Origin of the sequence: Brenneria roseae subsp. roseae, assembly GCF_003115845.1 — a bacterium.
GTDB classification, from domain to species: domain Bacteria; phylum Pseudomonadota; class Gammaproteobacteria; order Enterobacterales; family Enterobacteriaceae; genus Brenneria; species Brenneria roseae.
Map to the genome: position 1 here is coordinate 1 of NZ_KZ819034.1, position 25916 is coordinate 25916.

Genomic DNA, 25916 nt, shown 5'->3' on the forward strand with positions numbered 1-25916 from the left:
GATCGTAGCTTTCCGCCTGAGTATCTGCGCACTTTTCACAATGGTCGGCCAGTACGATGAAATCCGTGGCGGCGCTGAAAGGAACGGTAAGTAACGGGTGAGTTTGATCGAGGGTTGTAGCCATAAGGCAGCCTCCAGTATGTGATGTTTAAACCACCACCGAAGAGACCAATCTTACGGGTGGTGGACTGAACGGAGTTGGTCTTACCGGCCATACTGGAACCGGCGCACCTTGCGGTGCCCCCGCCCAGCCCACCATAATTCGGCATAGCTAAGCATTACGACATAAAAAAAGACGCAAGGCGCGTCATATGTCGCCAGTATGGTATTCGGGAGACCAATCCCGGCACCTGATTTTGCAGGTGCGGGTTAAGGATACTGCGATTAGCGGTTAACAGCAAGTGAGGTTATGGAAGGCAGATCGCAGAAATAACACTCTCTTACCTGCAAAACTAATCGTTCGTCTTTCGCATCAAACAAAAGACTAAAGTTTCTTTTTTTCCATTTTATTCAATAAGTAATCGGGAATATAATCCAGAAAACACATCTTGAGGATCTCAATATGAGGATCACCGCGACCCAAATCGAACAGTGGGCGGACACAAGAGACTCTCAGGGAATATTGCCCATTTTGATCCGGCGATTAATCAGCGCGACCACAACAATAACAGCATTGAGCATGCCCGGCGGTGATTCTGTTTCTGGCAGCGGCTGGGATGGTATTGTCCAGGCTGACAAAGGCAATATCTGGGTTCCTGGTGGTTCCTCTTTCTGGGAAATGGGCTGTTCCTCCGACATCATTACTAAAGCCCGCTCAGATTTCCGGAAAAGAAATCAACAAATTTCACCACAGGAAGCGGCTCAAAGCCGCTTCGTTTTCGTATCGCCACGTCGATGGCCAAAAAAAGATAACTGGCTCAAAGAAGCCCGGGCTGAAAATATCTGGTCCGACGTTTATGCACTTGATGCTGACGATCTGGAGACGTGGCTGGAAAACGCGCCGGCTGTAGCTCTCTGGTTCGGTGAACTAACGGGCCATACTGGCGCAGGCATTGAATCCATTTCCCATTTCTGGGAACGATGGCGCAATCAGTCACAATTTCCGTTAACAAAAGAAACCTTACTGGAGGGTAGAGAAGAAGAAAAAAATACGCTGAACGGCTTTCTGTCAGAGAAAAAACAACAAATTATTATTCGGGCAGACAGTCAGGAAGAGGCTATCGCTTTTGCCTGTGCCAGCTTAATAGAAATGGGGCATGAAAATATAGCAGCCTGTATAACTACTGATGATGGATGGCGCTTTATTGATAAAAATCCCTCAATTCAGCTTTGTCTGGCGATGAACAGTGATATTTCCAGACAAAGCCGATGCCAGCCTGAACGAACTGTTTTTATTCCATTTTCCCAGGGCGATCACAATACGACAGGCAATAAACAAAGCGATACCATTACACTGGAGCGTCTTACCCGAAGCGATTTTGAAGAGAAGCTCATTGCTTTAGGAGAAGAAGAATCCGATGCAAGGCGGTTATCACGAACAACCGGGCGGTCCTGGTCAGTTTATCGACGCCTTAGGGCCAGAAACCCGACAATTTCATCTCCCGTATGGCTGACCACATCGCCAGCAAAAGCGTTAATCACGTTGACCCTGGTGGGGTGCTGGAATGGCAAAAAGGAAGGCGATAAATATTGCGTTGAAACTATTGCGCAAAAAGATTACGAAGAACTGGAACAGGAACTACGCGAAATATCTCTTCGGGATGACTCTCCGGTTTTACAGATTGGTGATGTATGGAAAGCAAAATCTCCCATTGAGCTACTGTATCAGCTTGCCCCCCGACTAACAGAAAGTCAGCTCGAACGTTTCTTCTTGGTTGTAAAACAGACGCTACTTAAACCCAATCCAGCCCTGGAGCTTAAAAACGAAGATCGCTGGATGGCATCTATCTATGGAAAAGTTCGTTCAGAATCAGATTTTATTCTGAAATCAATCGCTGACTCGCTGGTGAAGCTCAGAATCTACGCTGAAAGCAGTGAAGGGATTAATTCAGACTTCATCATTGCTGCCATCGACAATCTGGTTAGAGATCTGTTGATGGATGCCGATGGTGAGAGATGGCTGTCATTAACAGACGTATTATGTTCGTTAGCTGAAGCATCACCAGAGGTGTTCTTAAAATCCATAGAAACAAGCTTGCAGTCAACAGAGGTTGCCGTTACTCGCCCACTAACGGAAACGAGTGAAAGCACAGGCTTTGGTATGCGTTGTTGGCATGCTGACTTATTGCATGCGCTGGAAATCCTGGCATGGAATCCAAGGCGATTACTTAGAGTCAGCCTTATTCTAGCAACGCTATCATCATTAAGAATTCAGGGAAACTGGGCCAATACGCCGGAAAATACCCTGAAATCGTTGCTCAGGCCCTACTGGCCTCAAACAATGGCTACTGATGAACAAAGACTTATCGTACTTGATATGCTTATCAAAAAACACGAGAGCATTGTCTGGCGTTTTCTCTATGAACAAACCGATCCTATGGGGGGTATGTATATGGAAAATGCCAGACCAAAATGGCGGGATGATGATGCTGGCAGTGCGCAAATGAGAGGAATTTTTTTTAGTGCATATTACTCTGCACTGGGTGAGCGAATATTGGATCTGGCAGAAAAGAATGTTGAAAGAATAGCAGCGCTTATCAAGCGAATAGATCATTTTGAAGGTGCCTACCAGGAAAGGCTTATTGCATTAATTAAAAGCACAATTTCTTTTTCTGATGAAGATAAGGAAATTGTGAGAGAAGCACTGTATCACTATCTGAACTGGCATAATTCGTATAACACAGATGGAGATAAAAAAAGCAGGGCGGTTGCAGAAAACCTCATGGCATTTGTCAGTTTGTTTACTCTCCAGGATATTATTCTTGATAAACGTCGATTGTTCACTTTTCAATATCCCGTATTGGCTGAAGGGAGTGAGAGAGATTATAAGGAACATAGCAAAGAAATAATCAAAATGCGAACCAGCGCAATAGAAGAGATATATTCCAGGCAAGGATGGGATGGAATCTCATCTTTATTTTCAGTAGCACAATCACCGTCTGTAATAGGTGAATCGTTAGCTATCTGCAACTTAAATTTAATGGATTCATTCTCATGGATTATTGAAAAATTCAAAGACAATGGTTTCCCATTTCACGATCAATTGATAAGTTCATTTTATGTCTGGCTCCCTGAAGAAAAACAACTTATTCTGTTAAATTCTCAAGAGTTCAAAAATGAGATGGATAGTGATGAGAAGATTGCCGCATTCCATTCAATACTCCCGCCCAATATGGCTACATGGCACAACCTTGCAAGTTACCCCGAAAGCGCCCAAACCCTGTACTGGAAAAGGATAAACTATCCACATATCTGGAGTGATGATGCTGATGAAATTGACTACTTCATCGGAAAAATGATGTTTTCTGACAGGTATATATCGGCATTTAATCTCGTAAAACATCGCATGGAAAAAATTTCCTGGCAAAACCTATTGAAACTGTTAAACGGATTCCGAAGTACCACCGAAAAAGATGTATCAATACCAGATGGTTGGCATTTTTCCAGGGCTATAGAATACCTTGAATCATCAGGTCAGGTCTCGCGTTTAGATTTGGCCTTACTGGAATTTTTCTTTTTCTCAGCGTTCAGAAATTGTGAAAAAGGAGCGAAAAACCTTTACGCGGAGTTACTTTCCAATCCACCACTCTTTGTGCAATTAATATGCCTTGCTTATAAACCAGAATCCGAGAAAGAGTATAAACAAGATGAATCCTTAATGGCTGCGGCACAACAAGCAGACAGAGTTCTGAATCAAGGAAAAGGGATCCCCGGTCTGAAACCAGATAATAATATTGATGAAGACGTATTTAGTAACTGGATTAAAGAGGTCAGGAAGCTGGCGACAGAAAATGACAGAAGCAATACTACCGATTATATAATCGGTGAATGGCTATCCCGATCAAAAAATATAAATGATGCACCATGGCACAGCATGATAATCAAAGATTTACTGGAAGAAACAGAACGGGATGAAATCAGAGAAGGTTTCTATTTTGGCACTATTAATAGCCGTGGTACAACAGTAAGAGCTTATTATGAAGGCGGTGATAAAGAACGAAAACTAGTTGACCAGTACAAAGAAATTGCCAACCAGTTATATTTTACTCATCCCAAACTAGCAAGTGTCTTTGATGATCTTGCTTCACATTATGATTTTGATGCTGCAAATAATGATCGGCATGCAAAGTTAAGACTTGAAGGATATTAAATCCAACACATCGATACACTTAGTTCTCAAAAGGATTTAAAAATGGGAAAGAACAGCAAGGCAAGACGAGATTTAAAAAAGAAAAAAAGCAATAACAGATCCAGAGAAAAATCCCCTAGCAAGGAAAATAGAAACTATGAAGACGTTATGCCAAAAATAAAATATAATTTAACATCTGTTTATAAAGAGTACAACCTCGCAGAACTTTTTCTCACATTAAGTATTTCCGAATTATGGCTATCTAATATCTCGTCACCTGTAAAACACACTATAGCTTTCAACACCTTGCTCTCCATGGATGTTAGTACATTTAACAACCAAAGGGAACTTAAAACATATCAACAAGCAAGCGAATTTTTTAGCATTATTTATAAGATATTACCTAATATTCCTCAGATGGAAGACTTTATCCCTGAACAAGACTGGGGGAAAATAAAAATACCATGGGGAAATAATATTTATAGAATTTTTTACGGTAGCCCAGTCGAACGCTTATATGATTATATTCAAGCTTTTGGAATTAGATACGCAGAATGTCCAATTATTCTTAGGCAAATGGAAAATGTTCTTATTTTACAGGATAAGTTTTTATCAAGCATAAATCCAGTTGATACACTCTCAGAGCAAGAGTTCTCGCCCGGCCATATCGAAGTCCCCCCAGAAACGTTCTGGAAAGCTTGCCATCAGGCTTTAACGGATACCATTCATGCATTTGAGGAAATAATAAATCGGACAGAAAATATATTTATTAAAAAACCGGGGGAATTTAGAAGCATTAACTCCACCTCTGAATTATCAAGTATAATAATGGAAGGCGTAGCACTCCCTGCTATTGGCGTCATCATTGATGATCGTGTTTATCCATTGTCATTCAGGAATATGGCAAATGTAATTATTGAGCACTACGCTTCCAAAAAAATGGATATCGATTGTTCTGATGCCATTTCAAATTTCATATCACAGCGTTTTGAAAGCATAATTGAGGAACCATTTCTGCTCCTGAGCAAAAAAAAGGTCCTACCTTATAAATTCTCAGGATTATTACATGGCAATGATAAGTTTTATTTATTTTTTCTTTTTGATATTGATTCAACAAGTAAGTTAGAACATATAGAAGAAAATGTTTTCGAACTTTTTAATCAAGGCGAATGGGCTTTATCACCGATTTCATCACCACAACTATTAGGCATTCGAAATGGCCAAGGGAAACAACTATCAATTGATGATATTGAATTTATTTTCATAAATTCCAATCTTACTACTGCCATGCATTTTTTCGATCCACCGCAATTAAAATATAGTCACCACATCCTCTTTCTGACAGAATTCATTGCATTGTTTGACTCAATAGATAATCTAAATGAATTATCACTATTTTTTTCATATGTGGATAAGAACAAATCAAAAATAAATCCGTTTTTTATTTCAGTAATAGATAAATTTGCATCATTTAAAGGAACTCACTCTGTATTAGAAGATGGTGCCATAAATTTTAATATGATTACTCTTGACCCTCATTGGGGTTCTAATTGGAGATATGAAGAACTGGAAAAATACTGGTCACAGGCTCCCTCAAATTTCCCTGATGCCAATGTAAAATGGAACATCAGTAGTAGTTACCAAGGAAATATTTCATTAATATCGGGAAGTCATTTCTATGTATCCTGGTCTACAACGATTAATAATTGCACAATTCATTTTTGTGCCGATTGCAAGCCATTACGAAATGAAGATCATCTTAACGGTCAGCTTCTAACATTATTTTTAGAATGTGCCAGTGATGCTTTATCGCAACGAAAAGATATTTTAAAAAATATATCACTCCAGAACATAGACAGAATAACCGTTCATTGTGCTGTTGACAAAAAATATCTGGTAAATAGTAATTCCGATATTGCAGAACATGTTTTCCCTGAGCTGTTCACTTATGTATCGTTAATTAATAATTATAATTCTTCTGCAAACATACAAATTTGTATTAATTTACCTCTCATGCAATATCGTCTTAACAGACCTCAAAATGCTAGTTTCCAGGCTGATGTCTGCATTGCATTCTTACAATTGCTATCCAAAATACTTAATATCGAGTTCTCCGAAGATATTAGGCAACAAATAGTCAACACAGGCAACAGACCTGCCAGGATGGCAATATCCAGCGAAGAGCGCACCTTTGATACTCTAGAAATAAAACCAAATATTCCTGAAGCCAAACACTTTAAACTAGCCAGAAAAATATTAGCTAACTTAATTAAAGAGTCTGGAGTTCAGGAAGGTAATTATGAGTTACAAAAGGCCAAGGACATTATTAACCCTTTAGCCGATTTTTTCAGAGAAAAAATCCACGCAACAATACGCTCAATGAGCAGAGAGCACTTGCTACAATTTGTAATTGAAAACTATGATGCTTATGTAGCCGAAGACCATAGAAAAAAGAAAAACATTATGTTAAGCCTTCAACATGAGGTTAATTATAATAGAACAGAAAAATTAGCAAACCAGAGTACTGAATTCAACCGTATGTCAGCAAATTATAGGTACTTGCTTGAATGTACCTTAAGTCTTAACTCAAAAAATGAAACCATACCTACTACCGATGATATCTTACAATTACTTGCTAATATAGATTGGTTAATCGTACTTTATAATGCAAGTGACATCTTGCATAATGATATTGATGTAGGCGGTTTGAATATAGATAATTTTTACATCCCACAAGTATTTTTTTCCGAAGATCGTGAGATTAAAGAAGATAAGTTTAGTGAAGAACAGGCTGGCTATAAGTTAGGTTATAACTTAAACGACACTGATTCTGTAGAGTCCGATATTATAAATGAAAAATTGGATGATCTTGATCGTGCATTTCAACAAGATCTAGGCTTCAAATACTCTAGTTTACTTGCTGTTTTCTCTATTCTGTTTCAATGGGCCCGATTTAACCAAATTGAATTAAATCTTTCATACCAGACGACAAAGGCTGATATGGTAAAATTTTTGCTTAAAAGCAATACAAACTTGGTTAATAAAGAAGTAGAAAAAATAATAGACTTTCTTATTCTTAATCCGAATAAAATAAGAAAGTTACTTGGTATTGATTCTGAATGTTTTGATGTGCCTATATCCGACCACAATAAACGAGATCATCGATATAATATTCGCCCACTAATAAAAACTAGTAATAATAATATAATCTGGGGCGCTGCGGCAGCTTATCGAGCAGGGACAATATGGATTACTCATATTGCAAATGGGTATCTTCCTGCCGAGTTTGAATGGAGCCACATTTCACATGAAGTTGGTAAGATAAAAGAGAGTATTGAAAAGCAATTAGAAATAACCACTTTTAATATTGTAAAAAGATTCGCAACCCAAATTGAACTTGGCATCGACTTTAAGAAACGCTTTCCAAAGAAAAAGTTTCCTGATGTAGGTGATTTTGATACCTTAGCCTATTTTTCTGATAGCAACACCTGGTTGAATATAGAGTGTAAGTATAATCAGCCCTACTATTGCATTAAAGATATGCGTCGTTTACGAGAGAAAATATTTGGTAGAGGTGATAAAAGAGGACAGATTGGGAAAATAGAAAAAAGAATTAATTTTCTAGCAGAAAATTATAATGATATTCTTACTCTACTAAACTGGAATGAGCCCGGAGATAACCATGACGTAAAATTTATTAATTTGTACATTAGTAGACAAATTTACTGGTGGTTAAGATACCCGCCATATGAAACTAATATTAACTTTGTACAAGTAGATGCGTTAGAATCTTGGTTACAAGAAAATTCATAGAATATTAATTAACATCTATTAAATTAAGGTGGTTTGGAAAATAACCACCTTAATATTTATAGAAGCCAAAAATATGGAGCCTGTAATTTAATTTGCTCATCAATATTATAGGTTAGGAATAAACCCTTCCTCCCACAGAACCTTAATCACCCCACGGATCAGATACGAGTTAGAAAACTTCGCCGTATAGGTACGGGCCCCCTCTTCTACTGGCTGGAGCAATCCCCGCTCAATCAGCTTACCGAGCTGATAAGTCACCTGCGTCGGTTTCAGATCGGGCAAAACAGTGCGTAGATCGCCCGCTTTTATCGTCCCCAATTCAACAGCACGTTTCAGAACCTTTGATTCCAGCGGATTTATCAGCCCTCTCTCTGATGAAAAATCGATCGCCGGATACAGGATCTTTTCACTCAGGAAAGCGTGGTTTGTCAGTTGATCGACTTTCTTCAACTCAGAGGAGATCCCCGAAAGCACATATAAGCACCATTCTTCCAGCCCCTGCTCTGTTCCCTTATCGGCTAATGAAAGCATGGCATAATAGCGCTCACGATCGTTACAGAATACCGCTGTCGGATTGAGTACCCGCCCACCAGCCTGAACATTAAAACCATACTTGATAAGCAACGCATAGGTCAGCAGTCTGACCGTTCTGCCATTACCGTTGCCAAAGGGATGTATCCAGCCAAAGCGATGATGTACCAGTGCAATCTTCATCAGATCGTACTTTGGCTTATCGGCATGGTTAATGAAGGCGGTCAGTTCCGCCATATAATCAGCAACGCGAATGTGGTCCGGCGGTAAATGGTCAGACTGAGCGATGCTGACATTATGTTGTCGATATGCGCCGGGCGTTCTGTCGCCCTCCTGTTGCAGCCCGGCAACCGCCAGACTATGCAGCTCGCGGATAAAATATTCCGTTATCTCATCGCCGTCGCTCAGGAATTCGTCGATGTACTCCATCGCGGCTTCAATATTATTGATTTCTTTGAGCTGATCCGTCGAACTTTGAGTTCCCTCAACCTTGCTTTCAACATAGTCGGCAAGTGTGGTGTGGTTTCCCTCAATCCTTGCAGAACCAAGACTCTCCAGCATGTGGAAAACGGCCTTCAACTGCGCAAACAGGATTGGATGCACATCGGTTTCCAGCCGTAGGTGCCGAAGTAACTCCAGCTCCGTCAGTGCATCGACCAAAGGGGAGTCAAAGCTGGGATTCAGAAGCGAAAGTTCAAAGTGATTAAATTGGGCCATGATGTTTAGTTATCTCAACTGGTGCATGACGGTATCTCAAAAGTATAGCAAAAATACTAATAGAATCTATAAATTAGAAAGAACATCGTTTTTTATTATCTCAAAAATCTTTGTTCCAACATATCAAATGTAAGTTTGAACGATGTTCAATGCGAAGGGGGGATGGAGCTTTGCCTGCGTAATGCAGCATGGATTTTTTAGCGCCGCTATGTGTGGACCCCGAACCGTTATGTGTGGAGTTCCCCTCACTATATGTGGACCTCAGACCGTTATGTGTGAACCTAGCTCCACACATAACGAAGCCCCTCTCCTTAAACAACGATTTTTCGTGACAACCATCACAAAAATAAAGCGATTTGTTATGGGGGCCTTAGTGGGGGCGCTGATTCCGACTTTTTTCAATGAAACCAAATGGAAACAGCACCTTAATCGTGGATATGATTCCGAGTCCGGGCACCACCTTTCCTTTTTTATGCCTCCTTATAAATCCCTATGTGTATGTAATTCAATAAGTTGGCGTAAAAATCTTTCCCGATACGTTTTGATTTATCCCTTCGTATCCGGAAAATTTGGGGTCAGATTGCGGGTCGTTCAGTTCGATGAACGAAGGAGACCCTCACATGGCCCTGAATGACAGCAAAATCCGCGCTGCCAAATCCCGCGCAAAATCCTATAAACTCACCGACTCGCAAGGTCTGTACCTCACGGTATCCGCCAGCGGCGCTAAGTTATGGTATTTCCGCTATCGCTTCGGCGGTAAGGAAAACCGTCTGGCCTTTGGCCGCTATCCTCAGATTACGTTGGCGGAAGCCCGCGAAAAGCGCGACGCGGCGCGTAAGCTGCTGGCGTCCGGCCTCTGCCCTGCCCTGATCCGCAAAACGGATAATACCACCGTTGATGAATCCCGCACCTTTCAGTACATCGCCACCGCATGGCACACCAGTTGCCTTAAGCTCTGGTCGGACGCTCACGCCGATAAGCTCCTCACCTGCCTGAAACGCTACGTTTTCCCCGCGATCGGTGCGATGGATATCGCTCTGATTGAGACCCGGCATCTGGCACAGTTGGTTAAAACCATCGACGATAAAGGCGTGCATGACGTCGCCGGACGGGTACGCCAGCATCTGACCAAAATCATGCGTCATGCCGTACAGCAGGGCGTGATTAAATATAATCCCGCTTACGATCTGGATGGCGTCGTGACCCCGGTAGTGACCCAACATCACCCTGCCCTGCCGCTGAAACGCCTGCCTGAACTACTGGAGAAGATAGAGAGCTACAAAGGCCGGATGCTGACCCGTCTGGCGCTGGAGCTAAATCTGCATGTTTTCCTGCGCTCCAGTGAGCTGCGTTTTGCCCGCTGGGATGAATTCAACCTGAAAGCGCATATCTGGAGCGTACCTGCAAAACGAGAAGCGATTAAAGGCGTAAGATTTTCAGAACGTGGCGCAAAGATGAAGGACGAGCATCTGGTGCCGCTGTCCCGGCAGGCGGTCGGCCTGCTGAATCAGATTAAAGCGCTTACCGGCGAGTCGGCATTCGTTTTTCCGGGTGCCCGTACCCTGGACAAACCGATGAGTGAAAACACCATCAATAAGGCGCTACGTGTGATTGGCTATGACACCAAAACCGAAGTCTGTGGCCACGGGTTCAGAACGATGGCCTGTAGCGCCCTAAACGAATCCGGGCTGTGGTCAAAGGACGCTATTGAGCGACAGATGAGCCATAAGGAGCGCAACGGCGTACGGGCGGCCTATGTGCACAAAGCAGAACATCTGGAAGCCCGCATGGAGATGATGCAATGGTGGTCGGATTATCTGGATGCATGCCGGGATACATTTTTCCCACCCTATGTCTGGGGCAAATTGGATAAATCATAAGGTTGACTTATCATTAAGGCCCGTAATTAGCGAATACATTAAAAGCAGATCTGGCCTATTAATGATCTGCTTTTTCCCTGCCTCGCAAATCAAAGAAAATCTTTGGAGACGAAACCCTCACCTTTAAACACATCGCAATCTCATGACACACCAGCAGCCTCAGACTTTGGTCGGAAAGCCACGCGGATAAAATTCGCACCGGCCTGAAGCACTGCGCGTTTCCTGAGACAGGTTCACCCAAGCTCGTCATATGCATCCAGAATATATCTCCGATATTTGAACACCCATCTGCAAAGCCATCCGTCCGCATGGCAAGGCAAGGCAAGGCAAGGCATAGCAAATGGTTAGTTTGTTGGCGATTCCCGATATCTCTCTCCTTTCGTGCAGTATGTTCAGAGTACAGTTAATTCGTGTCCATAATCATCGCAAGGTAATTTATTCTTGAAAAAAACATTGGCTAACGCGTCCCCCTAACCGGCTCCCAGCCCTTTACGCTTTGCCATATCAATAAACGCACGTAGCTTAGGTTGAGCCTGTGTTCTAGCCGGGAAATAAAGATATGCTCCGGCGGTCGGCTGGATATAGTCTCTCAATACCGACTCAAGACGCCCCTCGGCCAGATCCTCAGCGGCCTCAAGGTCGGCCACATAGGCTAGGCCTAATCCCTGTCGGGCGAACGACAATAATGATGCACGCTCATTGACGACGATCCGTCCTGCCATATCCACCAGAAAGTCACGGCCGCGCCGGCTGAATTCCCACCGGTGTCGTTGTCCTGATGTGACAAAGCGGTAGATGATGCCTTCATGTTGCGTCAAGTCTTCAGGCTTTCGAGGCCGCCCCGCCCTCGCGAAATAACTCGGTGAACCGACCACGGACCAGCGGAGTTCAGGCGTGAGTCTCACGGCCACCATATCCTTCTCAATCGTCTCTCCCAGCCGGATACCCGCGTCATAAAGCCCGCTCGCGAGATCAACCGTTCCCTCATCGATCGACAGTTCCAGCGTGACATCCGGATAGGCGCGGCAGTACTCCGGAACAAACGGCTCGACAAACAGCATCATTGCAATGCGGGTCATGGTGAGACGTAGTGTACCCGTCGGGCGCGTCTGGTAGTTTGACAGAAACGCCAGCGCATCGCCGATGTCGGCGGCGGCCGGCTGTAGACGCTCGAATAGTGCGACGCCGGGCTCCGTCAAGACGACGCTACGCGTTGTTCGCTGGAATAGCACGACGCCGTGCCGCTGTTCAAACTGCTGGATAGACTTGCTAACAGCCGTCGACGAGATGTTCAGCACCTTCGCCGCTTTTGTAAAACTCAAGTGTTTAGCGACGGTAAGGAACGGAATGATACCGTCGAGTTGATCTTTTTCCATTAAGCGATTACAAACCTCTGGTTGATAACACATCCCACTTTAAGCAGTTTATCAGCCTAATCAGATGAAGTAACCTCGTCTTTCATCACGCGGCAATTGTCGCTCCGACAGCAAGGAGGAGAGTGTTATGACCGTCCGTACCTGGTTCATCACAGGCGTGAACAGAGGCTTCGGCCGACTGATGACGGAACAGCTTTTACAACGTGGCGAACATGTTGCAGGAACCGCCCGCAGGATGGATTCGCTGTTAGGCCTGAAAGAAAAATACGGCACGCAGTTCTTGCTTCAGCCCCTTGACCTGACCGACACCCTGGCGATTCGCGGTGTCGTCGATGCGGCATTCGCCCACTTCGGACGTATTGACGTTGTGGTTAACAATGCCGGTTACGGTCTGTTCGGCGCGGCCGAGGAAGTGCAGGAAGAACAGATCGCCCATCAGATCAACACCAACCTTGTCGGATCGATACAGGTGGTTCGTACTGCGCTACCGCACCTGCGTTCGCAGGGCGGCGGACGCATCCTGCAGATATCGAGCATGGGCGGCCAGATCGCGCTTCCCGGCCTATCGCTCTATCATGCGACAAAGTGGGGCATCGAAGGTTTCTTTGAATCCACCCGTCAGGACATCGCACCGTTCAACATCCAGGTCACGATCGTCGAACCAGGCAGCGCCCGTACGAACTTCGCATTCGCGAGCGCCGTGATGCCGGAGGCTGTGGGCGCGTATGCTCAAACACCGGCCGGAGACACCCGTCGCATCATCGAAGGCGGCGAATATCAGCCGAAGGTCGACCCTGAGAAGGTCGTGCGCGAGATTCTCGCTTCGGTTGAGCGGGAACCCGCACCCAAACGACTCGTCCTTGGGGTGGATGCCTATACGCTGATCGGTGAAGCACTGCGAGATCGTCTGGCGGCGCTGGAAGCGCAAAAGGATATAGCCTTGTCCGTAGATTTCGACCATTAACACCAACCAGGATGGCTTCGATTGCGCCAAAACGCGCCGATGGGGCTTCTTTTCAGGAACCAGATGCACGGATACGATAACGAGCGGATTCCTTCTCAGCATCTGCATCACTTAGTGAGGAATATCATCATGAACATAATTGACACCGGGCGACGCGGCGTCCTGTCCATTGGCATCGCCGCAACACTATTTGCGCTGTTCTTTGCACCGCTGGCATTAGCACAAAGCGCTACGGATTCCACGGCCTCGAACAAACAAAAAGTCGAGACGGCGCTGACCGCCTGGAGCCGTGGAACGGGTAGCGTCCTGAGCGTTCTGTCGGATGATATCAAGTGGACGATTCCCGGCCACTCACTCATTGCGGGGACGACCGTTGGAAAGGATGAACTGAATGCGAAAATCAATGTTCCCTTCGGAGCACGCTTTGCCCAGTCAAATGACAAATTCCGCCCGGTCACTATTAAAGGCATCTATGGCGATGGAAACATGGTTATCGCGTACTTCCAGGGGCGTGGCATTGCCAACGATGGCAAGCCTTATGTCAACAATTACGCGTGGTTTCTCACAATGAAAGACGGCCTGGCCGTCGAAGGCACCGCGTTTTTCGATAGCGTTGCGTTCAACGATCTCTGGACTCGCGTGCCTGTCAGTAATTAAAGGGCACGAATCATGATATCCCCTGCCATCGCTCAGGCGAGCCGTCCAGGAGGGACTACATGGCTGCACGCCGCACCGGGCCCTATCAAGACGAGGCCACTGCAACATCCGCGCCGCTGTGCATGTAGTCTGAATGCGCTGGATGACAGCGCGGCGCTTTTAACTTTAAGGAGAAATATATGACTCAACGTACCTGGTTCATCACCGGCGTGAACAGCGGCTTTGGCCGCTTGATGACGGAACAACTTTTGGAAAGTGGCGATCGTGTTGCCGGCACGGCCCGCAAGATGGATTCGCTGATCGGTCTGAAGGAAAAATATAGCGAGCAGCTTTGGCTTGAATCGCTTGATCTGACCGACACGCCGGCCATCCGCCGCGTCGTCGATGCAGCCTTCGCCCACTTCGGCCGCATTGATGTCATCGTCAACAATGCCGGATACGGCTTGGTCGGAGCGGCCGAAGAGTTGCTGGACGAGCAGATCATCCACCAGCTCAATACCAACGTCGTCGGATCGATCCAGGTGGTGCGCGCGGCATTGCCCCATCTGCGTGCGCAAGGGGGCGGCAGGATCATGCAGCTTTCCAGCATGGGCGGGCAGTGGGCGATGCCGGGGCTCTCGCTTTACCACGCGTCGAAGTGGGCGATGGAGGGCTTCTTCGAATCCACCATCCAGGACATTGCACCGTTCAATATCCAGGTAACCCTTGTCGAGCCGGGCAGTGCGCGCACTGAATTCGCCGCGAACAGCGCGGCCATTTCTCCCGCCATGGACGTCTATGCGCAAACCCCCGCCGGGGCCGTGCGCCGCGTGATCGAACCGGGCTTCCGCGGCCAGCCGGGCGATCCGGCCAAGATGGCCGCTGCCATGATCGCGTCAGTAGAGCAGAACCCGGCGCCGAAGCGACTGGCGCTCGGCTCGGATGCCTATGTGAATATACACAAAGCACTCACCGAACGACTTACCGATCTTGAGCAGCAAAAAGACGTAGCTTTCTCGACAGATTTTGCAGTTTCGTAACCTTTTAAAAGATCAACGACATCTTCTTGCGGATTCATAGAGGCGATATTCCATCGCCATCGACTTCAGGGAATAGGTGACGAAACTCAGTAACTGGAGACCTACGATGATATCGCGTCGTGAATTTAATCAACGAGTAGCAATTGCTTTGGCTGGTATCACGCTCCCGCAGACAGTCTTATCCGGCACCGAAGCACAGGCAACGAATGGAGCCAGATCGGCCGGCACACCTCGTACCATGCGTGCGGCACAGATGACGGCGTTTCGGAGTCCACTGCACGTCGCCGAGGTTCCCGTCATGGCGCCGCGGAACGGCGGGGCTGTGGTGCAGGTGGAGGCATGTGGGATCTGCCGCAGCGATTGGCACGTCTGGAACCAAGACTGGACGTGGATTGGACTTGACCTTCCGCTCCCTGCTGTGATGGGTCACGAGGTCGGTGGAGTAGTCGTCGAAGTCGGCCGCGATGTTCGGGCCGTGAAAGTCGGTGATCGAGTAACGATCCCGTTCCACGAGGCCGACGGCACCTGCCCACAGTGTCGCGCAGGATTTCCCAATCTCTGCGACCACACTGTAATCCCCGCGATTCAACGCACCGGCGGCTGGGCGCAGTATGTCACCATCACGGCTGCCGATTTTAACTGCATCCGTCTGCCCGAGGAGGTCGATACCCTGTCGGCAGCGGCACTGGGCTGTCGCTACATGACCTCGTATCGCGCGGTGGTGCATCGCGGACACGTTCAACCAGGCGAATGGGTCGCCGTGCATGGGTGTGGCGGTATCGGCCTGTCGGCCGTACAGATAGCCGCGGCGGTGGATGGAATGGTAGTCGCCGTCGACATCGATGACCGCAAGTTGGCGAAAGCCCGCGATGAGGGCGCCGTGGTCACGATCAACGCCCGGGGCCTCACGCCTGAGCAAGTGGGACAGGCTGTGAAGGAGGCGACCGGCGGTGGCGCCCATGTGTCGATCGACGGACTCGGCCGGGGCTTCACGGCTCAACAATCCATTGGATCGCTCCGAAAGCGCGGCCGCCACGTCCAGGTTGGGCTGACCTCTCAAGAAGAACGCGGTCAGGTCGCCATCCCGATCGATGTCCTCGTAAACAATGAATTCGAGGTAATCGGCTCAGTCGGCAATCCACAACCGAACTACGCTGAGCTTCTCGCGCTCGTCGCAAAGCGCAAGCTCAATCCATCGCGTCTCGTCACACGTCAAATCGGGCTTGATGACGTCACCGATACCCTGCGACGAATGACCCGGTTCGACACATTAGGTTTCGAGGTGATCACACGTTTCGCCTGATGGAGCGGCTTGCATCCCTAGAAGCGTAAGAAGAGATCGCCCTCAGCGCCGGGTTTTCCGCCGCCTGAAAGCCCCGCCATCTGGCGAACAAAAACAACCATTTTCATAACTTACTAAATCGCTTGGATATCACATGACACAGAAGATATGGTTCATCACCGGCACCTCTCGCGGCTTCGGCCGGATATGGGCCGAAGCCGCCCTCAAGCGCGGCGACAAGGTCGTTGCAACCGCCCGTCGCCTTGAAACCCTCAATCCTTTTGTCGAAACCTATGGAGAGGCGGTGCTGCCGCTCCAACTCGACGTCACCGACCGGCAAGCCGCTTTCGCAGCCATCAACCGGGCCAAGGAGCACTTTGGCCGCCTGGACGTTGTCATCAACAACGCGGGCTTTGGTCTGAGCGGTGCCATCGAGGAAGTCAGTGAGGCCGACGCGCGAGTCCAGATCGAGACGAACGTGTTTGGCGCCCTTTGGGTCACCCAAGCAGCGCTGCCGATCATGCGCGAGCAGAAAGGCGGCCACATCCTCTCCGTCTCCAGCATTGGCGGCATTGTCACCTTTCCGACCCTTGGCCTATACCACGCATCCAAGTGGGCGCTCGAAGGCATGATGGACGCGCTGTCCCAAGAGGTCGGCGACCTTGGGATCAAGGTGACCCTGATCGAACCGGGCGGCTATGCCACGGACTTCGTAGACCCTTCGTCAATGAAGTTCTCGCCTTCGCTGGAAGTCTATGACGAGGTACGCAAGCAGCTTGCCGCGTCATTTTTGCCCGAAACTGTGGGCAATCCGCAGGCGACGGCGCAGGCGATCTTGCAGGTCGTCGACGCTCCCGAACCGCCGCTGCGCATTTTCCTGGGCAGCTACCCGCTTCCCCTGGCTCGCCAGCGCTACGAGGAGCGTCTTGCCAGTTGGGAAAAGTGGGCGGAAGTCTCGAATTCGGCCCAGGGGAAACTGGCCTGACTCATACTACGCGGAACGCGCGCACGATAGTGCGCGCGTTCCGCTTGGTATCCACGTGGGCGACACATCATCCATCCTGGACGAAAAAGACACCCATCGGTGATTGGCTGGGCTTTGAGCCGCTGCAATCACGATTCAACCTTCGCAGGCGCTCCCACGTTGAGTGCCGGTATGTGGGTAAACGCTTCTGCGATGAAGTCCATGAAGGCAATCGCGCGCTTTGGCAGAAGGCGGTTGGCGACGTACAGGATTTGGATTGGCACCGGCGGTGCTTCGCAGCCGCCCAACAGAAGTTTCAGGTTGCCATTCTCCAGACCATCCTCGAACAGCCACCTCGGGCCGTGCGCGATGCCTACGCCAGCGTTTACCGCTTCATGTACCGCCTGCGGCGAATTGACCCGAAGCCGGCCCGAAACAGGTACTTCGGAATCGCGGAAATGCCAGGTACTGCCGGACGACAGCAACGTATAGACAATGCAGTCGTGCCCGAGCAGATCGTCCGGCTCGCGCGGCATACCGTGGCGGGCCAGGTAGGTGGCACTGGCGACACATACCCGCTCGAACATACCGATGCGCCGGGCTCGCAGGGCACTATCCTCAAGGTGACCGATGCGGATGGCCAACTCGGCACCTTCATCGACCAGGTTCACGTAGCGATCGCCGATCTGGAGATCCAGCGCCAGGCCGGGAAAACGCGCCAGGAAGGCTGGCACCTGCGGCAGCACAAACGCGTGAGCCAGCGCGGTCGGACACGCGACGCGCAGGAGTCCCGTGGGCTCGGTTTCGTCGCGCAGGGACGACTCCGCGACGGCATCGAGTATTCGCCGCACCTCGGCATAATAACGTTCGCCTTCGGGGGTCAGCATCAGCCGGCGCGTGGTCCGCAGCAATAATCTGGTTTGAAGATGTTCCTCCAGCGCAGCCACGTATCGACTCACATTCGGCTGCCCTAATCCGAGGTCACGCGCCGCGGCAGAAAAACTCCCGGTTTCCACCGCCCGGGCAAAGCAGGTCATCAGGAGAAAGCGATCCACGTTTTGCCTCCGTTATCTATGCGATTAAAGCATGAATGATATGCAAATTAGCTATCTTATCCATTATACGGCATGGGTTCATACTTCGTACTGTCGGCAGCGCATGCGCTGCTTGTGGCATTCATTACATAGGAGCGTCATCATGTCCCGCTTGCAAGGCAAACGTACTCTTATCACTGGCGGTACTTCCGGCATTGGTTTGGAAACCGCGAAACAATTCCTGGCCGAAGGCGCGCGTGTCGTCGTCACCGGGAACAACCCCGACAGCATCGCCAAGGCTAAAACGGAGCTAGGCTCCGAGGTACTCGCGATGCGCGCTGATTCGGCTGACATCACCGCGCAGCGCAAGCTCGCCGAAACTATCAAGGCGCACTATGGCCAGCTCGATATCGCCTTTCTCAACGCTGGCGTGTCCGTCTGGCTGCCGATCGAGGAATGGACAGAGGATATGTTCGACCGCTCTTTCGACATCAACGTCAAGGGGCCGTACTTCCTGATCCAGGCACTGCTGCCGGTGTTCACTAACCCGGCGTCGGTCGTGCTCAACACGTCGATCAACGCTCATGTCGGCGCAGAGCGTTCATCGGTCTACGCCGCCACCAAGGCCGCATTCCTGAATATGTCGAAGACGCTGTCAGGCGAACTGCTCGGACGCGGCATCCGCGTCAACGCGGTCAGCCCCGGCCCGGTCGAAACGCCGCTGTATGACAAGCTGGGCATTCCAGACGCCTACCGCGAACAGGTCAACAAGGAGATCGCCGCCACCATTCCCTTCGGCCGCTTCGGCATGCCTGAGGAAGTGGCCAAGGCCGTGTTGTACCTCGCTTCAGACGAATCCAGATGGACGGTCGGCTCCGAAATCATCGTCGATGGCGGACGCACGCTCAACGGCTGACAGAACAAGCACATTACGGAGTACATCCCTGTGAAATCCCTCATTGGCGGTCTTCTGGCCGTGCTTCTCTTCACCGCATCGCTTGCTTCGATGTCCGCTTCCGCACAGACCGTCCAGACCGTCCAGACGCGCAAAAGCGCACTGATCCTGATTGAGTTTCAGAACGACTGGATGGCGCCTACCGGCGGCATCAACAGCCAATTCAAGGATCGCCCGCAGTTCGACGAATCGGTCGCCAATGCCAGGAAGGTATTGGTCGAAGCCCGTCGCCGTCATATGGAAGTGATTTACGTCACCATGACCCTCGACCCTTCCTACAAGGTGCTTGGTCAGGCGAAGTATGGTCTGCGCGCAATGATGCCCAAGTACAAGTCCTTCCTCGGCCACCAGGCCGATATTTTTCCGGGTTTCGAGCCGAACGCCGATGAATACGTGATCCGCGAACGCTCCGGCAGTAGCGCTTTTGCCGGCACAACGCTCGACAGCTACCTGCGCAACAACCACATTGAGGACATCTACCTGATGGGCTATTCGCTACGCCAGTGCGTGGAGTCGACTCTGCGCAACGCGCATGACCTGGGCTATAACACCAACGTTATCTACGACGCCTCGGCTGGCTTCACTCGGGAACAGCAGACCTCGTTTGTGAAGGAGATCGCCCCATTCTACGGCAATGCCATCACGGCTCAGGCTTTTCTCACATCCGCAAACTAACCATCAACTGCGCCCTGTATCTGCATAGGGCGCGCCACGTTAATCCGCGCTGTAGCCGACAAACTTCCCCAACCTGCCGAAAAGCAGCGGCAGCATAGCAAAAGGGTTCCCACTGATATAATACAACTTTAACCCGTGATTTGACTGATGCGCTCAAAGGTGCCACGTATAAATAAAACAGAAAATAAAAGAAGAACCCCTTATAACAAATATGTAATAACCCACATCATAAATGATATATCCGAAGCGGTAAGCGAATTCCCATTCCCCTGTCTTTTAATAAAATGGCTTTATTACAATAAGTTAAAAAAAATCCTCATATCTTCATATGTTGGCATGAGTCATGCGTTATATGTCTGACGATTAATCATTTTATTTACCAATATCACTCTAGAGACAGGAAAGGAAAGCAATATGACTGGAATGGGTAGCAAGCTGAAAAACAGGCTCTCACAGAAAGACATCCTGATTGCCCCCGGCGCGCATGATGTCCTTACCGCAAAGATTATTGAAGACGTAGGCTTTGAAGCTGTTTATATGACCGGTTATGGTTCGGCCGCCAGTATTCTGGGACAGCCCGATGTCGGCCTGCTGACGCAGGTTGAAATGGCGACGCGCGCCAGGAATATTGTTGATCGGGTTAATATTCCTGTGATAGCCGATGCGGATACCGGTTTTGGCAATGCCATTAATGTCATCCGCACGACGCGTTTGTATGAGGATGCCGGGGTGGCCATGATGCAGCTTGAAGATCAGGTTGCGCCGAAAAAATGCGGTCATATGCTGGGCCGTGAAGTTGTCCCGCTAGAGGAAATGGTGGGGAAAATACAGGCGGCATGCGATGCCCGCCGGGGCGATATGCTGATTATGGCCCGGACCGATGCCCGGACAAACTATGGTCTGGATGAGGCCATTCGCCGCGGCAAGGCCTATGAGCAAGCCGGGGCGGATGTGCTTTTTATCGAATCTGTGGAATCGGAAGAAGAGATGCGGATTGTGACCCGGAGTTTCAACGTACCGGTGCTGGCGAATATGCTTGAACATGGCCGGACGCCTTTATTGCCGGCGCCAAAGCTGCAGGAAATCGGTTATCGGCTAGTCATCTTTTGTGTCGCTTCGGTATATGCCGAAGCTTACGCCGTAACGGAATTAATGAAAACATTAAAACAGTACGGCACCACCGAAAACTTCCTTCCCAAGATGATCCCTTTCGAAGAGTTTAACCGGTTAGTAGGATTGCCGGAAATTCGTCTCGCGGAAGAAAAATACAAAACAGGTCGTAAAGCTAATTACTGACAATTAAAGAAATAAGGATTTACAGACGGAGACCAAGCATTTCTCTGTCTGTCATTCTTGCGAAGGACATAAAAAGACCCTCTGTTTATCCTATTTATTAAGGTTGAGGTTGAAATGAGCACGTTAAGGAATTTTAAAATACCCCATTTTCATTGGTGGGTGATGACCCTCATCTTTGTCGTTTATACTGTAGAATATGCCGACCGAGCAAATATTGGTTTTGCTTTGCCCCTTATGCAAAAAGAATTCAACCTGGATAATACCCAGGGTGGCCTACTGGTCAGTTTATTCTTTGCTGGATATGCCATAATGCAAATCCCGGCCGGATTTCTGATAAAGAAATTCGGCGTCAGGCAAATTTATACCCTCGGTATTCTTACGACCGCCATCTGTACCGGTTTAATGGGCCTAGCCGATTCAATTGCACACTTGAATATCCTGCGGTTTCTGGTAGGTGTTAGTGAAGCAGCCGTGGTAATCGGGTCTACCGTAACTATCAATAATTGGTTCCCGGAGAGGGAGAAAGGAACGGCAACCGGTATTTTCCTGGCTAGTTCCAATATGGGGCCGCTAGTCGTTCCATTAATCAGCGCCTGGATATTGATGAATTTCGACTGGCGCTATATCTTTATATTTTTCAGTATTCCGGGGGTTGTTCTTGCTTTACTTTGGATTGTTATGATCAATAATAATCCGGAGAAAAGTAGATTTGTATCCCGGCAGGAACTTGATTATATCCGCAGCGGCGTTTCAGCAAAAAAAATCAAAAAGGTCAGAGAGTACAAAGCGGCTTGGTTGGATAAGGTCATTAGAGCCCGACATACCGAACTCCTTACCAGTTCACGCCAGTGCTTCAGATGTTGGGATATTTACGGCGCCGCTTTGGGTTACTTTTTCATGGTCGGGACTGTCGGCGTATTGATGTCATGGCTACCCAAGTATCTCCTCCAAGAGCAAGGGTTCTCGATGATAAACTCCGCTTACCTGGCGGCGGCACCTTTTGTCGGCACGCTTTGCGGCAATTTGTTTGGTGGGTGGGTATCGGATAACCTGTTGGGAAAACGCCGCAAACCCATGATGATGGTCAGTGCGATTACCACTATTGTATCCATGCTGCTTATCGTGAATGCACCCACCACCCAATTAATCCTGACCGTACTTTTTTTTACTACCGGCCTGTTCTTGGGTTTGGGATACTCGGCATTCTCAGTATACGCAATGGGAAGAGTAGATAAAAAAACGTACCCCATTGCCTATGGCATAATCAATATGGGCGGACAATTGGGAGGCATGTGTATGCCTTTTATCGTTGGCATGATACTGGATCATTATAACTGGAGCATGGTTTTTCTCACCCTATCGGTGGCTGCCGTATTATGTCTGCTGTTTGTCTGCTCAATAACAGAGCCATTATCTGACGGACAAAAAAGGGCAATAGACCGGCCGCTGGCAACAGGCCATGAAGTCACGCACTAACATACCGCTTTATCCATAGCGTATAGGGGCGTAGCGTCGCCCCTATAACCAGCTGTTCCCATGTCCATGATGCGGAGTCGAAAATCCCGGGATGACCTACCTAGCGCAGTTCAAAACCAGGCCCTTTCCCCGAATTTGATCCAGTCATAATCAGGAAGAATGTTATGTCTTTTACCAGTCGATATTTTTGACAAAAAGGGGTAACTATAATGGTGTTCCAAAAGGCCAGTCGTCATTAGGCCCCAGGATATTTCCTTAATGTGCATTATTTTCGACTGTGCTTGTGCGTATTATCTACCGAATATTCTTCTTGTCCTGAACGACAATCTACAATGCCGAAAAAAACCATATTGTCTTTAGGCCCAACGGCCGTAAAAGGCAAGAAATAGGCGCCATTTTCGATAGCGAACTCGTTGTCACGCATTATCAAGTTCGGTCTTACCGTGCCAAGTTGTTTAGCCGTTTTGTTCCAGCGAGGCATTCGATGATTAATAAAATCATGTTTTATTTGCTGGATGACCTCATTTTTCTTCGTCATATCACAACCGGGGTTTTGATTGGCACCATAGGCAGTGAATGTCATTACGCAGGCCAGCAAAGGCCATAAACCGGAAACATCTTTGGGTCTGTAAGGGAAAATTTTTATCATGGTACTCTCCACACTATAAAAAACCCCACTTTCGTGTGACATTAAAGCATAAAGTAAAAGGGATAAAAATCACCTTGCTCAAAGTATAGGGGGATGACAATACCATTCAGGAATTCTGTTACTGAATGGCGCATAACTGCGGGATTGGGCCAGGTCAAAGGCATTATTAAAGACAATATCATATATATTAGCCATGATGGCTCAATTATTCACTATCTTTCAACTTACGCCACATACTCATCTTGCTGATTCCCAGTTTAGTTGCCACTTTCTCTTGATCATTATTATAAAGTTTCAAATAAAATGAAATTATTTGCCGCTCTATATCCCTCACAATACCTTTCAATTGTTTTATATTAAGATTCACTGCTATAGCTTTGCTATCTTTGGGGTTGTTATTAAGATCCTTTATCTTAAAACCAGTAAGCTCTAATATTTCAAACCAAGAAGATTCAGGAAATCCCGTCGATAATAAAGACAAACGCTCTAAAATAAATTTGAGTTCGCGGACATTTCCTGGCCATGGATATGAAGAAAATACATCTAAAAAATTTTGCACTTGCTGCTCTGAATGGGATTCTTTCAAAAACCCTCTTGCCAAATATTCCACATCACCAACACGGTGGCGTAGAGGGGGGATGGTTAGCGGTAACACATTCAACCGATAGTAGAGATCGCTTCTGAAGGTGCCGGCATTCGACATATCATCAAGCGATCGATTGGTGGCGCCAATTATTCTGACGTCAACCGGGATAAGGTCCTTCCCGCCAATCCGCATGATTTCATATTCCTGCAGTACACGTAATAGACGGCTTTGAATGGAAAGTGGTAGTTCACCTATTTCATCTAAAAATAATGTTCCTTCATGTGCTAATTCTATTAAACCTTCCTTTCCCTCTCTTTTAGCTCCCGTAAAGGAACCTCCCTCGTAACCGAATAATTCACTTTCAAGTAAATTTTCGGGTATCGCGGCACAGTTTATTGCAACAAAAGGACCGTTTTTCCTCAAGCTGTAATTATGAATGCTTTGGGCAAACAGTTCTTTTCCCGTGCCGGATTCCCCGTGAATCATGACTGGAGAATGAGTTTTAGAATAAATTTGAGCCAATTGTATAATATCACGCATACCCGTACTAGTGGTTATGATATCAGAAAAAGTATATTTAGCCGTAAATCCTTTCTTTATCATCTTACCGCGGATTTTACGCTCAACACGTTGTATCTGGGGCGTATCGGTAAACGAGCAAACAACGCCAATACATTGATTACCCATAAGAATGGGAACCCGACTAGTAATAATAGAGGTATTGCCGATTTCCTGGATATCTCGAATTTCTGGTGACTTAGAAAGCAAAACCTGATTGATTCGTGTATTTTTGATAACGGTATCAACTTGCTTGCCAATGATTTGGCTTTCGTCTATATCAAATATTTTTTGCGCGGCTTTATTGAAGTATTGCACCGCATTATTTTCATTAGTGACGATGATACCTTCTGTAATAGAAGATAATATCATTTCGAGCCGCGCCATATGCATTTGCTTACGTTTCGTCGTTTCAACGATTGCCAGTGCTTCCCTTAAAGAACTGTTTACCGATTCAACGCCATTTTCGATAAGGATACATTCCATATTGTATTGCTGCGCAATTTTTGCAGCCGGACTACCCCCGATAATAGTTTGATAGTTTTCCTCATGGCATCTTTTAAGATTTTCGTTAATATCCTGTTCCGTTGAAAAAATGAATTCATCAATAACTACATTTAATGCCTGAGCCACTAAATCGACATCGGGCAAATAGTTTTTATAATTGAAAAAAGCTATTTTTTTCCGATTATTTTTGAGAGGAATAAGCGATTTTAGTAAATCCGCTGCGGAAGTGATGATACGAACAACCGGGATAGAAGTGGATTTCTCAATATAATCCGCCGTTCCGCCACGACTCATAATAACATCGTAAAGTTCAGGATCAAGATTTTTAGCAATGTTAGACGCTTTACCCAAACTGCCATGATAAACATGACAATTAAACAACCCGACACATTGTTCCGTGACGATTGTGCTGAGACTCGGATAGGGAGTAATGAGGGCTAAATTAGGAAGAGTTTTAGAAGGCATAGAGATTCCCTAGGTCACTTAATATAATTATTATATATATCATAAATGATATGATTTTCACAATTGATACAAATCAACATAATGGCATTATTCACAGAATAAAAATTAATCCCTTATATATCAATAAATTAAACTATATACGTTGCCTGATTTTTTTTGGCATGGAATTTGTAATCTTTTATCTGTGTAACAAAAACCACCTTTACCCAATATCCATATTGTCA

At 47.3% G+C, this 25916-nt stretch carries 17 protein-coding genes; 12 read left to right on the plus strand and 5 right to left on the minus strand.

All coding sequences use genetic code 11. The annotated features are described in order from the left end of the window. Window positions 1-562 precede the first annotated feature (562 nt). Together DDT52_RS16125 and DDT52_RS16130 are read left to right on the plus strand one after the other, a co-directional pair. Window positions 563-4309: a hypothetical protein gene (locus tag DDT52_RS16125; RefSeq protein WP_048635966.1), complete on the plus strand. Its 3747-nt coding sequence runs from the start codon at window positions 563-565 to the stop codon at window positions 4307-4309. A 42-nt stretch (window positions 4310-4351) separates the two neighbouring features. Beyond that, the gene (locus DDT52_RS16130; RefSeq protein WP_048635967.1) at window positions 4352-8101 is read left to right on the plus strand and encodes a hypothetical protein; all 3750 of its coding nucleotides are present in this window, start codon (window positions 4352-4354) and stop codon (window positions 8099-8101) included. 105 nt (window positions 8102-8206) lie between these two features. On the opposite strand, the gene DDT52_RS16135 is transcribed toward DDT52_RS16130, so the two are convergent. Beyond that, a complete protein-coding gene (locus DDT52_RS16135) occupies window positions 8207-9349 on the minus strand; it encodes a Fic family protein (RefSeq protein WP_048635968.1) in 1143 nt (380 codons plus the stop codon). A gap of 620 nt (window positions 9350-9969) precedes the next feature. Between DDT52_RS16135 and DDT52_RS16145 the strand changes: the two genes are divergently transcribed. Beyond that, window positions 9970-11229 carry a tyrosine-type recombinase/integrase gene (locus DDT52_RS16145; RefSeq protein WP_136157262.1) on the plus strand — a complete coding sequence of 420 codons (1260 nt, stop codon included), beginning with the start codon at window positions 9970-9972 and terminating at the stop codon, window positions 11227-11229. Window positions 11230-11699: 470 nt separating this feature from the next. Here the strand turns inward: DDT52_RS16145 and DDT52_RS16150 are convergent, their stop codons facing one another. Further along, window positions 11700-12638, minus strand: a complete 939-nt coding sequence (locus DDT52_RS16150; protein ID WP_210732726.1) for a LysR family transcriptional regulator — start codon at window positions 12636-12638, stop codon at window positions 11700-11702. 94 nt (window positions 12639-12732) lie between these two features. Between DDT52_RS16150 and DDT52_RS16155 the strand changes: the two genes are divergently transcribed. The 5 genes from DDT52_RS16155 (at window position 12733) to DDT52_RS16175 (ending at window position 17512) form a co-directional block, all read left to right on the plus strand. Beyond that, entirely contained in the window at window positions 12733-13569 is an 837-nt protein-coding gene (locus DDT52_RS16155; protein WP_136157263.1) for an SDR family oxidoreductase, read from the plus strand. Between the two features lie 129 nt (window positions 13570-13698). Further along, on the plus strand, window positions 13699-14226 hold the full coding sequence (locus DDT52_RS16160; RefSeq protein ID WP_168709795.1) for a nuclear transport factor 2 family protein: 528 nt from the start codon (window positions 13699-13701) through the stop codon (window positions 14224-14226). A gap of 179 nt (window positions 14227-14405) precedes the next feature. Continuing rightward, the gene (locus tag DDT52_RS16165) at window positions 14406-15245 is read left to right on the plus strand and encodes an SDR family oxidoreductase (protein WP_136157265.1); all 840 of its coding nucleotides are present in this window, start codon (window positions 14406-14408) and stop codon (window positions 15243-15245) included. A gap of 106 nt (window positions 15246-15351) precedes the next feature. Beyond that, window positions 15352-16548, plus strand: coding sequence for an alcohol dehydrogenase catalytic domain-containing protein (locus DDT52_RS16170; RefSeq protein ID WP_210732727.1), 1197 nt, complete (start codon window positions 15352-15354; stop codon window positions 16546-16548). A gap of 133 nt (window positions 16549-16681) precedes the next feature. Then, window positions 16682-17512 carry an SDR family oxidoreductase gene (locus DDT52_RS16175; RefSeq protein WP_136157266.1) on the plus strand — a complete coding sequence of 277 codons (831 nt, stop codon included), beginning with the start codon at window positions 16682-16684 and terminating at the stop codon, window positions 17510-17512. Window positions 17513-17640: 128 nt separating this feature from the next. On the opposite strand, the gene DDT52_RS16180 is transcribed toward DDT52_RS16175, so the two are convergent. Continuing rightward, window positions 17641-18546, minus strand: coding sequence for a LysR family transcriptional regulator (locus DDT52_RS16180; protein WP_136157267.1), 906 nt, complete (start codon window positions 18544-18546; stop codon window positions 17641-17643). 142 nt (window positions 18547-18688) lie between these two features. On the opposite strand from DDT52_RS16180, the gene DDT52_RS16185 reads away from it, so the two are divergent. The 4 genes from DDT52_RS16185 (at window position 18689) to DDT52_RS16200 (ending at window position 22927) form a co-directional block, all read left to right on the plus strand. Next, the gene (locus tag DDT52_RS16185; RefSeq protein WP_136157268.1) at window positions 18689-19441 is read left to right on the plus strand and encodes an SDR family oxidoreductase; all 753 of its coding nucleotides are present in this window, start codon (window positions 18689-18691) and stop codon (window positions 19439-19441) included. Between the two features lie 30 nt (window positions 19442-19471). Beyond that, window positions 19472-20155 (plus strand): cysteine hydrolase family protein, encoded by a 684-nt coding sequence (locus DDT52_RS16190; protein WP_210732728.1) that lies wholly within the window; start codon window positions 19472-19474, stop codon window positions 20153-20155. Between the two features lie 414 nt (window positions 20156-20569). Next, window positions 20570-21451: an isocitrate lyase/PEP mutase family protein gene (locus tag DDT52_RS16195; protein ID WP_136157269.1), complete on the plus strand. Its 882-nt coding sequence runs from the start codon at window positions 20570-20572 to the stop codon at window positions 21449-21451. 114 nt (window positions 21452-21565) lie between these two features. Continuing rightward, window positions 21566-22927, plus strand: coding sequence for an MFS transporter (locus tag DDT52_RS16200; protein ID WP_247595561.1), 1362 nt, complete (start codon window positions 21566-21568; stop codon window positions 22925-22927). Window positions 22928-23192: 265 nt separating this feature from the next. Here DDT52_RS16200 and DDT52_RS16205 read toward each other — a convergent pair whose 3' ends face one another. Together DDT52_RS16205 and DDT52_RS16210 are read right to left on the minus strand one after the other, a co-directional pair. Continuing rightward, window positions 23193-23576 (minus strand): YebF family protein, encoded by a 384-nt coding sequence (locus tag DDT52_RS16205; RefSeq protein WP_168709796.1) that lies wholly within the window; start codon window positions 23574-23576, stop codon window positions 23193-23195. A gap of 205 nt (window positions 23577-23781) precedes the next feature. Beyond that, window positions 23782-25692: a sigma-54-dependent Fis family transcriptional regulator gene (locus tag DDT52_RS16210; RefSeq protein WP_136157271.1), complete on the minus strand. Its 1911-nt coding sequence runs from the start codon at window positions 25690-25692 to the stop codon at window positions 23782-23784. Window positions 25693-25916: the final 224 nt, after the last annotated feature.